The sequence below is a fragment of the Streptomyces sp. R-74717 genome (assembly GCF_047305335.1).
In the GTDB taxonomy this organism is placed as follows: domain Bacteria; phylum Actinomycetota; class Actinomycetes; order Streptomycetales; family Streptomycetaceae; genus Streptomyces; species Streptomyces atratus.
The window spans coordinates 4230746-4244718 of record NZ_CP102361.1 but is presented as its reverse complement, the minus strand read 5'-3'; the positions used below and the strand labels follow the sequence as shown (position 1 = coordinate 4244718).

Here is a 13973-nt window from a genome sequence, read left to right as displayed (position 1 = left end):
ACCCCCCAGGGGGTGTCCGCTAGCCGACGACCGTCCAGTTGTCGTTGCCCGCGAGGAGTGCGGCCAGGTCGCCCTTGCCGTCTGACTCGACGGCGGTCTCGAGCTGTTCGGCCATCTGTGTGTCGTAGACCGGCCGGTCGACGCTGCGCAGTACCCCGATGGGGGTCTGGTGCAGGGTGTCGGGGTCGGCGAGCCGGGACAGCGCGAAGGCCGTGGTGGGGCTGGCGGCGTGGGCGTCGTGGACGAGGATCTGCGACCGGTTCTCCTCGGTGACCGCGACGACCTTGAGGTCACCCGTGGCCGGGTCGCGCACGACACCCTTGTCGCTGTCCGAGCCGAAGAGGATCGGCTGCCCGTGCTCCAGCCGGATGACCGCGTTCTGCGCCTGGTCCTTGTCCTTGAGGACCTCGAAGGCGCCGTCGTTGAAGATGTTGCAGTTCTGGTAGATCTCCACCAGCGCCGTGCCCGGGTGGTCGGCCGCCGCGCGCAGCACGCTCGTGAGGTGCTTGCGGTCGGAGTCGATCGTGCGGGCGACGAAGGACGCCTCCGCGCCGATGGCCAGGGACACCGGGTTGAAGGGGGCGTCGAGTGATCCCATGGGTGTCGACTTGGTGATCTTGCCGACTTCGGAGGTGGGGGAGTACTGCCCCTTGGTGAGTCCGTAGATCCGGTTGTTGAAGAGCAGGATCTTCAGGTTCACGTTGCGGCGCAGTGCGTGGATGAGGTGGTTGCCGCCGATGGACAGCGCGTCGCCGTCGCCGGTGACGACCCAGACGGACAGGTCGCGGCGGGAGGAGGCGAGACCGGTGGCGATGGCCGGGGCGCGGCCGTGGATCGAGTGCATCCCGTAGGTGTTCATGTAGTACGGGAAGCGGGAGCTGCAGCCGATGCCGGAGACGAAGACGACGTTCTCCTTCGCCAGCCCGAGCTCGGGCATGAAGCCCTGTACGGCGGCGAGGACCGCGTAGTCACCGCAGCCGGGGCACCAGCGCACTTCCTGGTCGGACTTGAAGTCCTTCATGGACTGCTTGGCCTCGGCCTTGGGCACCAGTTGCAGGAGTTCGTTGGTGTCAGGCATCGATGGCCTCCTTGAGAGCCGTCGCGAGCTGCTCGGCCTTGAACGGCATACCGTTGACCTGGTTGTAACTGCGTGCGTCCACGAGGTACTTGGCCCGGATGAGCGTGGCCAGCTGGCCGAGGTTCATCTCCGGCACCACTACCTTCTCGTAACGCTTCAGCACCTCGCCGAGATTCCTCGGGAAGGGGTTGAGGTTGCGCAGATGGGCCTGGGCGATGGGCTGTCCGGCAGCGCGCAGCCGGCGGACGGCAGCGGTGATGGGGCCGTAGGTGGAACCCCAGCCGAGGACGAGTGTCCGCGCCTTCTCGTCCGGATCGTCGATGTCGAGGTCGGGGACTTCGATGCCGTCGACCTTGGCCTGGCGGGTGCGGACCATGAGGTCGTGGTTCGCGGGGTCGTAGGAGATGTTGCCGCTGCCGTCCTGCTTCTCGATGCCGCCGATGCGGTGTTCGAGACCGGGGGTGCCGGGGACGGCCCACGGGCGGGCCAGGGTCTGCGGGTCGCGTTTGTACGGCCAGAAGACCTCGGTGCCGTCGGCCAGTTCATGGTTCGTGCCGGTGGCGAACTGGACGCGCAGGTCGGGGAGTTCGTCGATCTCGGGGATCTTCCACGGCTCGGAGCCGTTGGCGAGATAGCCGTCCGAGAGCAGGAACACCGGGGTGCGGTACGTCAGCGCGATCCGGGCGGCGTCGAGCGCGGCGTCGAAGCAGTCCGCCGGGGTCTTCGGGGCCACGACCGGGACCGGGGCCTCGCCGTTGCGCCCATACATCGCCTGGAGCAGGTCGGCCTGCTCGGTCTTGGTGGGCAGGCCGGTGGACGGGCCGCCGCGCTGGATGTCGATGACGATCAGTGGCAGTTCGAGGGAGACGGCGAGTCCGATGGTCTCCGACTTCAGGGCCACCCCGGGCCCGGACGTCGTCGTCACCGCGAGTGATCCGCCGAACGCGGCGCCCAGTGCGGCACCGATGCCCGCGATCTCGTCCTCGGCCTGGAAGGTGCGTACACCGAAGTTCTTGTGCTTGCTGAGCTCGTGCAGGATGTCGGAGGCCGGGGTGATCGGGTACGAGCCCAGGTAGAGCGGCAGATCGGCCTGCCGGCCCGCGGCGATCAGCCCGTAGGACAGTGCCAGGTTCCCGGAGATGTTGCGGTACGTGCCCGGTGGGAAGGCCTGCGAGGCGGGTGCCACCTCGTAGCTGACCGCGAAGTCCTCCGTCGTCTCCCCGAAGTTCCACCCGGCGCGGAACGCGGTCACGTTCGCCTCGGCGATCTGCGGCTTCTTGGCGAACTTGGCGCGAAGGAACGCCTCGGTTCCCTCGGTCGGCCGGTGGTACATCCAGGAGAGCAGCCCGAGCGCGAACATGTTCTTCGAGCGCTCGGCCTCCTTGCGGGAGAGCCCGAACTCCTTCAGCGCCTCGATCGTGAGGGTGGTCAGCGGCACCGGGTGGACGTTGTACGCGTCCAGCGAGCCGTCCTCCAGGGGGCTGGTCTCGTAGCCGACCTTCGCCATCGGGCGCTTGGTGAACTCATCGGTGTTGACGATGATTTCGGCGCCGCGCGGCACATCGCCGATGTTGGCCCTGAGAGCGGCCGGGTTCATCGCGACCAGGACGTTCGGCGCGTCGCCCGGCGTCAGGATGTCGTGGTCGGCGAAATGCAGCTGGAACGACGAAACCCCCGGCAGGGTACCTGCGGGGGCGCGGATCTCGGCGGGGAAGTTCGGCAGCGTGGAGAGATCGTTCCCGAAGGACGCGGTCTCCGAGGTGAACCGGTCACCGGTGAGCTGCATACCGTCTCCGGAGTCACCCGCGAAGCGGATGATCACCCGGTCCAGGCGACGGATCTCCTTCTCGCCCGCGCCCGTGTGATCGGGATGGGGGGCACGCTGTCCCCCGACGAGCGCCTCGCTGGCCTCATCGGCCTGTTCGGCTGGGCTACTGACCTGGCTGGTCACTGAACTGGACCTCCCTCGGGGCGGCGGCTCGGGACCGGCCGGCCCGCCGACGGTCCCAAGGCCCACCCTACGTCGGTAAGGGTCGCCTTCCCTGGACCGATCATATGGTGGACGTCGTTTTGAGACGCGATTTGATGCTGGTTTGTCATGTTTCGCGAGCCCCTCAGCCGTTCGGTGAAGACGCTGTGCACTCATTCTTTGGTTCTAGGACCCCGATCGGCCCTTGTCCGGGCGCGGGTCACCGCGACGGCCGTGTCCGGCCCCCGCGGTGACCTTCACCAGGCATCTGACAGGGTGTCAGCTCGTCAGGAGTTCAGGTAGGTCAGCACCGCCAGCACCCGGCGGTGATCCCCGTCACTGGGGGACAGGCCCAGCTTCAGGAAGATATTGCTGACGTGCTTCTCCACGGCCCCGTCGCTCACCACCAGCTGCCTGGCCACCGCGGAGTTTGTCCGGCCCTCCGCCATCAGACTGAGCACCTCGCGCTCGCGCGGCGTCAGCCCGGCCAGGACGTCCTGCTTACGGCTTCGCCCCAGCAGCTGCGCCACGACTTCCGGGTCCAGTGCCGTCCCGCCCTGTGCCACCCGGACCACCGCGTCCACGAACTCCCGGACCTCGGCGACCCGGTCCTTCAGCAGATACCCCACACCTCGGCTGGATCCGGCCAGCAGCTCGGTCGCGTACTGCTCCTCGACGTACTGCGAAAGGACCAGTACCCCGATCCCGGGATAGTCCTTGCGCAGCCGCACCGCCGCCCGCACGCCCTCGTCGGTGTGGGTGGGAGGCATCCGCACATCGGCGACCACCACATCGGGCAGCGCATCCTGTCCGGCGAGGTCGCGCACCGTCTTGATCAGCGCCTCGGCGTCCCCCACCCCGGCGACGACGTCATGCCCGAGATCGGTCAGCAACCGGGTGAGCCCCTCCCGAAGCAGTACCGAATCCTCGGCGATGACTACTCGCACCCTGTCCTCCACCATGACGCTGTATCCCCCACTGCTCGCTGGTCCCGCCTGTATGACGTCCAGCATCCCAGTATCGGCAGTGCCGTGTCCCCGGCCGCCGGGCCGGCTTGAAATCAAGCCGGTCCGGCGGCCGGGGACGAGGGGGGAGCAGTGGGGGTGGGGGGTTCCTGTCACGGCTCCGTGCGTGTGTGCGGGTGTGTTCAGCCGCGCCACGGCAGCTCGGCCGTGATCCGCGTCGGGCCGCCCTGCGGGGAATCCACGACGAGTACGCCGTCCACCGCGTCCAGCCGCTCGGTCAGCCCGGCCAGCCCGCTGCCCGAGGACACATCGGCGCCGCCGCGCCCGTTGTCCGTGACCTGGAGCATCAGCCGGTCCGCCGTCCGCCATACATCGACCGATGCGCGGGTCGCGCGTGCATGCTTGCTCACGTTCTGCAACAGCTCGGAGGCCGTGAAGTAGGCGATTCCCTCGATGGCCTGGGCGGGCCTGGACGCCAGGTCCACCTCGACCGTCACGGGCACGGTGCAGCGGGAGGCGATGGCGGAGAGTGCGGCGTCGAGGCCTCGGTCGGTGAGGACGGCGGGGTGGATGCCGCGGGCGAGGTCGCGGAGTTCCTGGAGGGCGACCTTCACCTCCCCGTGGGCCTCGTCGACCATGCGGGCGGCGGCCTCGGGGTCGTCCGTCAGCTTCTCCTTCGCCAGGCCCAGATCCATGGCGAGGGCGACGAGCCGGGCCTGTGCGCCGTCGTGCAGGTCCCGTTCGATGCGGCGCAGGTCGGCGGCGGCGGTGTCGACGACCACCCCGCGGTCCGACTCCAGCTCGGAGACGCGTGTCGCCAGCCGGGACGGCCCGAGCAGCCCGGCCACCATCACCCGGTCCACGCCCGCCAGACCACGGATGATCCACGGCGTGACGAGGACGAGTACCAGGCCGCACACGCTGGTCGCAGCCAGGTCGAAGGGGGAGTTGAGGTAGACGTCATGGGTGCCGTCGCCGTACAGCTGAAGGCCGGCGACCCCCACGTACGTCGGGTAGATCCAGTGCCACAGGGGGTAGGTGAGGGCGGCCCACCCGCACGACCAGAGCGTCAGCGAAACAGTGAAGGCGAAGATCGCCCACGGGAGGTGCAGCAACGCGTAGAGCAGATGCCGCCAGGACACCCCGCTCTTGAGGACCGCGCCCACCCAGGACAGCAGGCCGCCGGTCCTGCCGTGCACCGGCGCCGGGGCCGCCACGTCCAGCTTCAGCAGCCCGCGTGCCCGTGCCCGCTCCATCGCGCCGAAGCCGCGGCACATGGCCAGCGCGCCGGCCAGGATCGGGACCCCGAGGAAGGTGATCAGCATGCCGATGCCCAGCGTCGTCAGGGTGATCGAGAGGCTGAACAGGATCACGCTGATCGGCAGGCTCAGCAGCAGATAGCCGAACTCGCGCCAGGTCCTGCCCTCGAAAGGCGCGCGCAGCGCGGCCGGGAAGAAGTGCTTCGCCGGGGGAGGGTCCCCGAAACCGGCTCCGGACCGCTGGTGGTCCCGAGTGTCCGGTCCGTATGCCGTGGCCATGGGTGCAGTCCGTTTCTTCTCATGGAGCCGGTTTCTCCGGTGGTTTCGGGGTTCCGGCCGGTACATCAAGGGTGCTGGGTCGCGGGTCGGCGCACCATGAGGGCGGTATCCCTCTTCGACCGGGGGTTTTCCCCACCCTGCCAGGGGGGCTCAGGGGGGGGGCTGGACCCAGGCGTGCCGGCCTTCTGGCGGCGCTGGGGCCCGGGCGTGCCGGCCTTCCGGGGCGCTGGGCCTCTAGGGGCGCCTGGCCGCCCCCGTACGGTTCGGCTCCCTCTCCCGGTCCCGCCAGGGCAGCTCCGCGGTGACCGTAGTAGGTCCGCCGACCGGCGAGTCGAGGACGAACAGCCCATCGACGGCGCCCAGCCGTTCGGCCAGCCCGGCCATGCCCGTACCGCCGTCCATCCGGGCCCCGCCCTGCCCGTCGTCGGTGACCTGGATCAGCAGCCGGTCCGCCGACCGCCACACCTCGACGGACGCCGAACGTGCCGCGCTGTGCTTGCTCACGTTCTGCAACAGCTCCGAGACCGTGAAGTAGGCGATTCCCTCGATCGCCTCCGCGGGACGCGCCGGCAGATCCACCCCCACCGTCACAGGGACGGTGCAGCGGGAGGCGATGGCGGAGAGTGCGGCGTCGAGGCCTCGGTCGGTGAGGACGGCGGGGTGGATGCCGCGGGCGAGGTCGCGGAGTTCCTGGAGGGCGACCTTCACCTCTCCGTGGGCCTCGTCGACCATGCGGGCGGCGGCCTCGGGGTCGTCCGTCAGCTTCTCCTTCGCCAGACCGAGGCCCATGGCGAGGGCGACGAGCCGGGCCTGTGCCCCGTCGTGCAGGTCCCGTTCGATGCGGCGCAGGTCGGCGGCGGCCGTGTCGACCACCACCCCGCGGTCCGACTCCAGCTCGGCGATCCTGCGCTCCAGCTCGTCGGAGGGCGAGAGCAGCCCGCGCGCCATCGCCCGGTCGGCATTGGCGAGGAACCGCGCGATATAGGGGAGCACCGGCCACAGCACGAAGAGGCTCACGAGCGTCACGGTGAAGGTGAGTACGCCCCAGGGCAGCCGTATGAAGGAATACAGCACCGCCCGCCAGCCCACCGGGTCCGTGAGGCTCGACCACAACCAGGGGAAGAACCCCTGTTCCCGGCGGGACAGAACCATGGGGCTCGGTTCGTCGATCCGCACCCCGAGCATCGCCCGCGCCCGGCCCCGCTCGGCTTTCCCGATCAGCCGCGCCCCGTGCAGTCCGGCGGCGAGCAGAGGCAGACCGATCACCGTGACCGCAAGCCCCACGCCGATGCCGATCATGAACACTGCGTAAACAAACCCGGCGATGGTCATGGGGAGATTGGCCAGGAGATAGGCGATTTCCTTCCACGTCCACCGATCGAGGGCGAAGCGGGCGGGCGGTGGCCGGTCGTTGTCGGGCACCAGTGGGCTCATGGTCATACGCCCAGCCTGCCGGGCGGGGCCTGCGCACGCCATGGGGCTCGTGGGTGGGGTGAAGTAGGGATAACCCCACCCGTTGTCCGATGCGACTGCTTACCCTCTCTTTAACAGGGCCTAGACTCCCGTGCGTACAGATCGTCGAACAGGTTTGAGGGAGCGAGGGACGGACGTGGCGGACCTGCCGGAATCGACCGTTCTCGCGTCGGACTACTTCCACAGCTATTCAGTGGTCGGACTGCTCGCCGTGATCGGCGTGCTGTTCGTCGCCGTCGCCTTCGGCGCCGGCCGACTGCTGCGCCCCGTGGTTCCCACCCCGGAGAAGCTCCTGACGTACGAGTGCGGTGTGGACCCGGTGGGTGAAGGATGGGCACATACACAGGTCCGTTATTACGTGTATGCCTTCCTGTACGTGATCTTCGCCGTCGACTCGATCTTCCTGTTTCCGTGGGCGACCGTATTCGCCGCACCCGGATACGGGGCGACGACTCTGGTGGAAATGTTCATCTTCCTCGGTTTCCTGGCCGTAGGACTGCTCTACGCATGGAAGAAGGGCGTCCTCGAATGGACGTGACGAGCCCGCCGCCCCCCGAGCACCGGCCCGCAGTGCAATCGGGACCGGAGCCGACGCCCGAGGCGGGGTCCGAACCGCAGCCCGTTGTTGGGTCCGAACCGCAGCCCGTTCCGACGTTCCTGCCGGAGCCCAAGCGGCTCGGTGTCCTGTCGCGCCTGGCTCCCGAGCCGATGAAGGTGGTCCTGAACTGGGGCCGCCGCTACAGCCTCTGGGTCTTCAACTTCGGGCTCGCCTGCTGCGCGATCGAATTCATCGCCGCCTCCATGGCCCGGCACGACTTCATCCGGCTCGGCGTGATCCCGTTCGCTCCCGGCCCGCGCCAGGCCGACCTCATGATCGTTTCCGGCACGGTGACGGACAAGATGGCTCCGGCCGTGAAGCGGCTGTACGAGCAGATGCCCGAGCCCAAGTACGTCATCTCCTTCGGCGCTTGCTCCAACTGCGGCGGCCCGTACTGGGACTCGTACTCCGTGACGAAGGGCGTCGACCAGATCATTCCGGTCGATGTCTATGTACCCGGCTGCCCGCCCCGGCCCGAGGCGCTCCTCCAGGGCATCCTCAAGCTGCAGGAGAAGATCGCCCGCGAGTCGCTGGGTGAGCGGTACGCGACGGGCGGCGGCAGCCGTCCTTCCACCGCCGCACTGCGCAGCGGCCTGGTCGCCGCCCCGCCGACACCGGGGGAGGGTCAGAAGTGACCGGTACCGAAAACCATGACCGGGAAAGCTATGACCGGCTTCCGGACGCCGCCGCCGAGCTCTTCGGCGAGGACGCGACGGCCGAGTACGCCTACGACCTGCTGACCGTCGACGTACCGGCCTCCTCCTGGACCGCTGCTCTCGAAACGGCCCGCGACCGGCTGGGGTGCACCTATTTCGACTGGCTGAGCGCTGTCGACGAACCGGGCACCGGCTTCCGGGTCTGCGTCCATGTCGCCTCCCTGGCCGAGGGCAAGGTCCGTCGGCTCTTGATCCGTACGACCGTTCCGCACGAGGCGGCGGTCCTTCCCACCGCCATCGACATCTACGCAGGCGCCGCCTGGCATGAGCGCGAGACGCACGAGATGTTCGGCATCGGCTTCGAGGGCCACCCGCACCTGGTGCCGTTGCTGCTGCCCGAGGGCTTCGAGGGCCACCCGCTGCGCAAGGACTTCGTGCTGGCGGCACGCGTCGCGAAGGCCTGGCCGGGCGCGAAGGAGCCGGGCGAGTCGGAGCACGGCGGCCCGAAGCGGCGCACGATGCTGCCGCCCGGCGTCCCCGACCCGAACGAATGGGGCCCCCTCAAGGGCCAGCTCCCGCCCGCCCCGTCCCGCCCGGCCCGCACCCCGCGCGCGGCGGGCGACCGCCCGGTACGCCGTGCCCGCAGCGCGAGCGAGGGCTCGGCCGGCCAGCAGCCGGAGACGGCAGCACCGGCCACCGAGCCCACACCTCCCGCAACCCCGCGCCGTACCCGCAGCGCGTCCCAGGGCTCGGCCAGCCAGCAGCGCGAGGCGGCGGAGCCGGGGACGGCCGGGGCCGGGGCACGGGAACAGGCAGGACCGAACGCGTCGGGGACGGGGACGGCAGAGCCGAACCCCGGAAGCAGCGACGCTCCCTGGCACCACGCCCGCCCGGCATTCGACACGACCGGAGACCCGAAGGCGGAGCCCCCGGTTCGGGAAGGGGCGGGCAGGGGAGAGGCCCCGCGCAGCGACACCCCCGTCCCCGAGGCCACGCCCGCCCCCGACACCACCGCCCCTACGGACACCCCCGACCAGCCCGAGCCCCCGGCCCAGGACCCCACACCCGAGCCGGCCCCCGACCGCCCCGCCGGAGGCGATACCGCGTGAACGACGCACTGGACGTCGCCCTCCGGCTCGTCATCGTCTTCGCCGTGTTCATGGTCCTCCCCCTCGTCGTGGGGCAGACAGAGCACAAGGTGATGGCCCATATGCAGGGCCGCCTCGGACCCATGTACGCGGGTGGCTTCCACGGCTGGGCACAGCTCATCGCGGACGGCGTGAAGTTCGCACAGAAGGAAGACATCGTCCCGGCCGAGGCCGACCGCCGTATCTTCCAGCTCGCGCCGGCCGTCGCGCTGCTCCCGTACCTCCTCGTGCTCGTCGCCATCCCGATCGGCCCCAGCGAGGGCGCGGTCGGACAGATCGTCGACGCGGGCATCTTCTTCGTGCTCGCCGTGATGGGCGTCGGAGTGCTCGGTTCGCTGATGGCGGGCTGGGCCTCGGCCAATAAGTTCTCCCTCCTCGGGGGCCTGCGCACCGCCGCCCAGCTGCTCGCGTACGAACTGCCGATGCTGCTCGCCGCCGCGTCCGTCGCGATGGCGGCAGGCACCGTCTCCCTCCCGGGCATCCTCAACGCCTTCGAGTGGTGGTGGCTGCCCTGGCAGATCGTCGGTGCCCTGGTCTTCTTCGTGGCCGGACTCGCCGAACTGCAGCGCCCGCCGTTCGACATGCCGGTCGCCGACTCGGAGATCATCTTCGGCGCGTACACCGAGTACACCGGCCTCCGTTTCGCACTGTTCCTGCTCGCCGAGTACGCGGGCATCGTCGTCCTGTGCGGACTGACCACCGTCCTCTTCCTCGGCGGCTGGCACGGCCCGTTCGGTGCCGACGGACTCGGCTGGGTCTGGACGCTCCTCAAGACCGCGGTCCTCGCCTTCGTCGTCATCTGGCTGCGCGTGAGCTACCCCCGGCTCCGGGAGGACCAGCTGCAGAAGCTCGCCTGGACCACCCTCATCCCGCTCGCTCTCGCGCAGATCGCGCTCACCGGCATCGTGAAGGTGGCGATCAACTGATGGCTGCATCGCTCCCGCCCTCGCGGCCCCGCATCCCCGGCTCGGGCCTGGCCAAGGGCCTGGCCGTCACTCTGCGGACGATGACGAAGAAGACGGTCACCGCGCAGTACCCGGACGTCCAGCCCGAGCTTCCGCCCCGCTCCCGCGGTGTCATCGCACTGTTCGAGGAGAACTGCACGGTCTGCATGCTCTGCGCCCGTGAGTGCCCGGACTGGTGCATCTACATCGACTCCCACAAGGAGACGGTGCCCGCCGCCGCCCCCGGCGGGCGTGAGCGCAGCCGCAACGTCCTCGACCGCTTCGCGATCGACTTCTCGCTCTGCATGTACTGCGGTATCTGTATCGAGGTGTGTCCCTTCGACGCACTGTTCTGGTCGCCGGAGTTCGAGTACGCGGAGACGGACATCCTCGAACTCACTCATGAGCGCGACAAACTCCGCGAATGGATGTGGACGGTGCCGGAACCGCCCGCGCTCGACCCCGGCGCCGAGGAGCCGAAGGAGATCGCCGCCGCTCGCAAGACGGCGGAGAAACTCGAGGCCCAGCGCGCCAAGGAGGCGCAGGAAGCCCAGCAGGCCGAAGAAGCCCAGCAGGCCGAAGAAGCCCAGCAGGCCCGAGAGACCCAGCAGGTCCAGAAGGAAGAAGAGGGGGAGGAGTGACACTCGCAGCCGCCGCGGCCCACTCCGCCCACTCCGGCTTCCTCTCCCCGACCGGCATCGAGATCGCTTTCGTCCTCGTCGGCATCGCCACCCTCGGCGCAGCCCTCGTCACCGTCACGACCAAGCAACTGGTGCATGCCGCCCTCTGGCTGGTCGTGGCGCTCGGCGGTCTCGCCGTCGAGTACCTCCTGCTCACCGCGGAGTTCATCGCCTGGGTGCAGGTACTGATCTACGTCGGTTCCGTGGTCGTCCTCCTTCTCTTCGGGCTGATGCTCACCAAGGCCCCCATCGGCCGTTCCCCGGACGCCGACTCGGGCAACCGCTGGGCGGCCCTCGGCGTGGCGGTCGCCGCCGCCGGCGCGCTCGTCTGGGTCGTCGTCGACGCCTTCCGCACCACCTGGATCGACCTGGACGGACCGGCCCAGGGCTCCACCGAGGTGACCGGCGCCTTCCTCTTCCGGCACTGGGTGCTGCCGTTCGAAGCACTCTCCGTCCTGCTGCTCGCCGCCCTCGTCGGCGCGATCGTCCTGTCCCGCAAGCGCAGTAAGGAGCGGAGCTGATGCACCTCGCCTATCCCGCCGTGCTCGCCGCCCTCCTCTTCTGCACCGGGCTGTACGGAGTGCTCGCCCGCCGCAACGCGATCCTGGTCCTGATGTCCGTCGAGCTGATGCTCAACGCCGTCAACCTCAACCTGGTCGCCTTCGACGTCTGGCTCCGCGACGCCCTGCACTCCGGACAGGCCCTCACCCTCTTCACCATCGCCATCGCGGCGGCGGAGATCGGTATCGGCCTGGCGATCGTCCTCGCCGTCTACCGCAACCGCGGCAGCTCGGACGTCGACCGCCTCCGTGACACCGCCGAGACCGACGCCGCCGAGGCCCTCCCCGGGGACGAGGCCCTCGGCACCGAAGACCAGGCCACTGCTCCGGCAGGGAAGGCAAAGAAGGCAGAGGCCACCGCGTGACCACCACGACCCTCGCCGTCCTCGTACCCCTCCTTCCGTTCCTGGGCGCCGCGGCCGGTCTCCTTCTCGGACGCACCGCCCCCGGATACGTACGCCCCCTCGCCGTACTGCCCACCCTTGCCGCCTTCGTGCTCGCCGTCGTCGTCGCCTCGGACCAGGGCGGCGGCCGGGCCATCGACGCCGCGACCCGGCTCACCCCCACCGGCTCGGTCCCGATCGACCTCGCCCTGCACCTCGACGGCTTCGCGGTCCTCGTCGCCGTCCTGGTCGGGCTCGTCGCGACCTGTGTGCAGATCTACTCGACCGCCTATCTGCGCGACGACCCCCGATACCCCTCGTACGCGGCCCTCGTCTCCCTCTTCACCGCCGCGATGCTGCTCGTCGTCTACTCCGGCGACCTGATGGTGCTCCTGGTCGGCTGGGAGATCATGGGCATCTGCTCGTACTTCCTCGTCGGCCACTACTGGGAGACGCCCGAAGCCCGCGCCGCCTCCCTCAAGGCCTTCCTGGTCACCAAGCTCGGCGACGTCCCCTTCCTGATCGGTCTGTTCGCGCTCGCCGCCGACACCGGGACGTTCCGCATCACCGGCATCCTGGGCGCCGTCGCGAACGGCGGCCTGGACCACCCCACCCTCATCGCCCTGCTGCTGCTCGCGGGCGTCGCGGGCAAGTCCGCGCAGTTCCCCCTGCACACCTGGCTGCCCGACGCGATGGCCGGCCCCACCCCTGTCTCCGCACTGATCCACGCCGCGACGATGGTCGCCGCCGGTATCTACTTCGTGGCCCGGCTCCTCCCCGTCTTCGCCCAGTCCGGCGCGGCCCTCGTCGTCCTCGCCGTGATGGCGGCGATCACGATGATCGGCTCGGGACTCGCCGCCCTCGCCCAGGACGACATCAAACGCGTCCTCGCCTACTCGACGATCGGCCAGCTCGGCTACATGGCCGGCGCCCTGGCCGTCGGCGACCGAGGTGCCGCCGTCTTCCACCTCCTCTCCCACGGTGCGTTCAAGGCCGTTCTCTTCCTCGCGGCGGGCGTCGTCATCCACGCCGCCGGGACCAACTCGCTGGCCGCCATGTCCCGTATGGGAGGTCTGAGCAAGCGCATCCCGGACGCCTACTGGACGATGACCGTCGCCCTCCTCGCGCTCGCCGCCATCCCGCCGTTCGCCGGCTTCTTCTCCAAGGAAGCCATCCTCGTCGCCGCCGAGCACACGGCACTCGGGGACCGGCACGTCGCCCCGGCAGCCGCCGGCTGGACCGTCCTCGTCGCCGGACTGCTCGCCGCCGTACTCACCGCCGCGTACGCCACCCGCCTGTGGCTCCTCGTCTTCCGGGGCCGCGGCGCCGAGGCCCCCGACCACGGCAGGCAGCCCGTCGCGATGACCGCCGTCCTCTGGGTGCTCGCCGTCCCCACCATCGCCTTCGGACTGACCGTCGGCGCGATCACCGACTGGTTCGACGGCCACAGCCTCACCCCGTCCGTGACCACCGCCGTCCTCTCCACGGGCGTCGGCCTCGTCGGCGGCCTCGTCACCTACGGCGCCTGGCGCCACACATCGGCACTCGCCGCCCGCACCGCCGTCGGCACCGTCGTCGCCCACCCCGAGGCCGAACCCGCCCTCGTCGAGGCCGAGGCCATGACCCACCACACCGCCGGCTACGGCGACACTCCGGGCACCCCCGACCCGGCCGACCCGGGCCGCCTCCTGCTCGGCCCGCTCCACCGCCACGCCGCCACCGGCTTCCACCTGGACGCCCTGTACACGACCCTGTTCGTCCGCCCCGTCCAGGCCGCGGCGAGCCTCGTCCGCTTCCTGGACCGCGAGGTCGTCGACACCTACGTACGCGGCTCCGGCACCGGCGCACGCTGGCTCGGCACCGCCGTCCGCCGCGCCCAGACCGGCAATGTGCAGACCTATCTCAGCGCACTGCTCGCCGGTTCCCTGGTCCTGGCGATCGCCGCCGTCGTCTTTGCCAACGTCAACGCCGGGTCGTGAGC

The 13973-nt window shown here is 69.9% G+C and carries 13 protein-coding genes; 8 read left to right on the top strand and 5 right to left on the bottom strand.

Translation table 11 applies throughout. From position 1 onward, the window contains the following. Positions 1–19: 19 nt before the first annotated feature. From NRF20_RS19180 to NRF20_RS19160, 5 genes are all read right to left on the bottom strand, one after another. Positions 20–1078 carry a 2-oxoacid:ferredoxin oxidoreductase subunit beta gene (locus NRF20_RS19180; RefSeq protein WP_398632692.1) on the bottom strand — a complete coding sequence of 353 codons (1059 nt, stop codon included), beginning with the start codon at positions 1076–1078 and terminating at the stop codon, positions 20–22. Then, positions 1071–3029, bottom strand: a complete 1959-nt coding sequence (locus NRF20_RS19175; RefSeq protein WP_398632691.1) for a 2-oxoacid:acceptor oxidoreductase subunit alpha — start codon at positions 3027–3029, stop codon at positions 1071–1073. Before NRF20_RS19175 ends, NRF20_RS19180 begins: the two co-directional genes overlap by 8 nt. Positions 3030–3334: 305 nt before the next feature. Beyond that, a complete protein-coding gene (locus NRF20_RS19170; RefSeq protein WP_308427387.1) occupies positions 3335–4009 on the bottom strand; it encodes a response regulator transcription factor in 675 nt (224 codons plus the stop codon). A 185-nt stretch (positions 4010–4194) separates the two neighbouring features. Continuing rightward, complete coding sequence (locus tag NRF20_RS19165) at positions 4195–5550, bottom strand: sensor histidine kinase (RefSeq protein ID WP_398632690.1); 1356 nt, start codon at positions 5548–5550, stop codon at positions 4195–4197. Positions 5551–5784: 234 nt separating this feature from the next. Continuing rightward, the gene (locus NRF20_RS19160) at positions 5785–6990 is read right to left on the bottom strand and encodes a sensor histidine kinase (protein WP_413752954.1); all 1206 of its coding nucleotides are present in this window, start codon (positions 6988–6990) and stop codon (positions 5785–5787) included. 169 nt (positions 6991–7159) lie between these two features. Between NRF20_RS19160 and NRF20_RS19155 the strand changes: the two genes are divergently transcribed. From NRF20_RS19155 to NRF20_RS19120, 8 genes are read left to right on the top strand one after another with little or no spacing between them, the layout of a single operon-like run. Further along, positions 7160–7561 (top strand): NADH-quinone oxidoreductase subunit A, encoded by a 402-nt coding sequence (locus NRF20_RS19155; RefSeq protein WP_037689408.1) that lies wholly within the window; start codon positions 7160–7162, stop codon positions 7559–7561. After that, positions 7552–8256: an NADH-quinone oxidoreductase subunit NuoB gene (gene nuoB / locus NRF20_RS19150; protein ID WP_398632688.1), complete on the top strand. Its 705-nt coding sequence runs from the start codon at positions 7552–7554 to the stop codon at positions 8254–8256. The genes NRF20_RS19155 and nuoB overlap by 10 nt, the downstream gene beginning before the upstream one ends. Next, on the top strand, positions 8253–9386 hold the full coding sequence (locus NRF20_RS19145; protein ID WP_413752953.1) for an NADH-quinone oxidoreductase subunit C: 1134 nt from the start codon (positions 8253–8255) through the stop codon (positions 9384–9386). The genes nuoB and NRF20_RS19145 overlap by 4 nt, the downstream gene beginning before the upstream one ends. Continuing rightward, positions 9383–10351 (top strand): NADH-quinone oxidoreductase subunit H, encoded by a 969-nt coding sequence (locus tag NRF20_RS19140; RefSeq protein WP_398632686.1) that lies wholly within the window; start codon positions 9383–9385, stop codon positions 10349–10351. Before NRF20_RS19145 ends, NRF20_RS19140 begins: the two co-directional genes overlap by 4 nt. Continuing rightward, the gene (locus NRF20_RS19135; RefSeq protein ID WP_413752952.1) at positions 10351–11010 is read left to right on the top strand and encodes a NuoI/complex I 23 kDa subunit family protein; all 660 of its coding nucleotides are present in this window, start codon (positions 10351–10353) and stop codon (positions 11008–11010) included. Before NRF20_RS19140 ends, NRF20_RS19135 begins: the two co-directional genes overlap by 1 nt. Next, the gene (locus NRF20_RS19130; protein WP_266358770.1) at positions 11007–11570 is read left to right on the top strand and encodes an NADH-quinone oxidoreductase subunit J; all 564 of its coding nucleotides are present in this window, start codon (positions 11007–11009) and stop codon (positions 11568–11570) included. Before NRF20_RS19135 ends, NRF20_RS19130 begins: the two co-directional genes overlap by 4 nt. Continuing rightward, the gene (gene nuoK / locus NRF20_RS19125) at positions 11570–11974 is read left to right on the top strand and encodes an NADH-quinone oxidoreductase subunit NuoK (RefSeq protein WP_266358769.1); all 405 of its coding nucleotides are present in this window, start codon (positions 11570–11572) and stop codon (positions 11972–11974) included. The genes NRF20_RS19130 and nuoK overlap by 1 nt, the downstream gene beginning before the upstream one ends. Then, on the top strand, positions 11971–13971 hold the full coding sequence (locus tag NRF20_RS19120) for an NADH-quinone oxidoreductase subunit L (protein WP_413752951.1): 2001 nt from the start codon (positions 11971–11973) through the stop codon (positions 13969–13971). The genes nuoK and NRF20_RS19120 overlap by 4 nt, the downstream gene beginning before the upstream one ends. Positions 13972–13973: the final 2 nt, after the last annotated feature.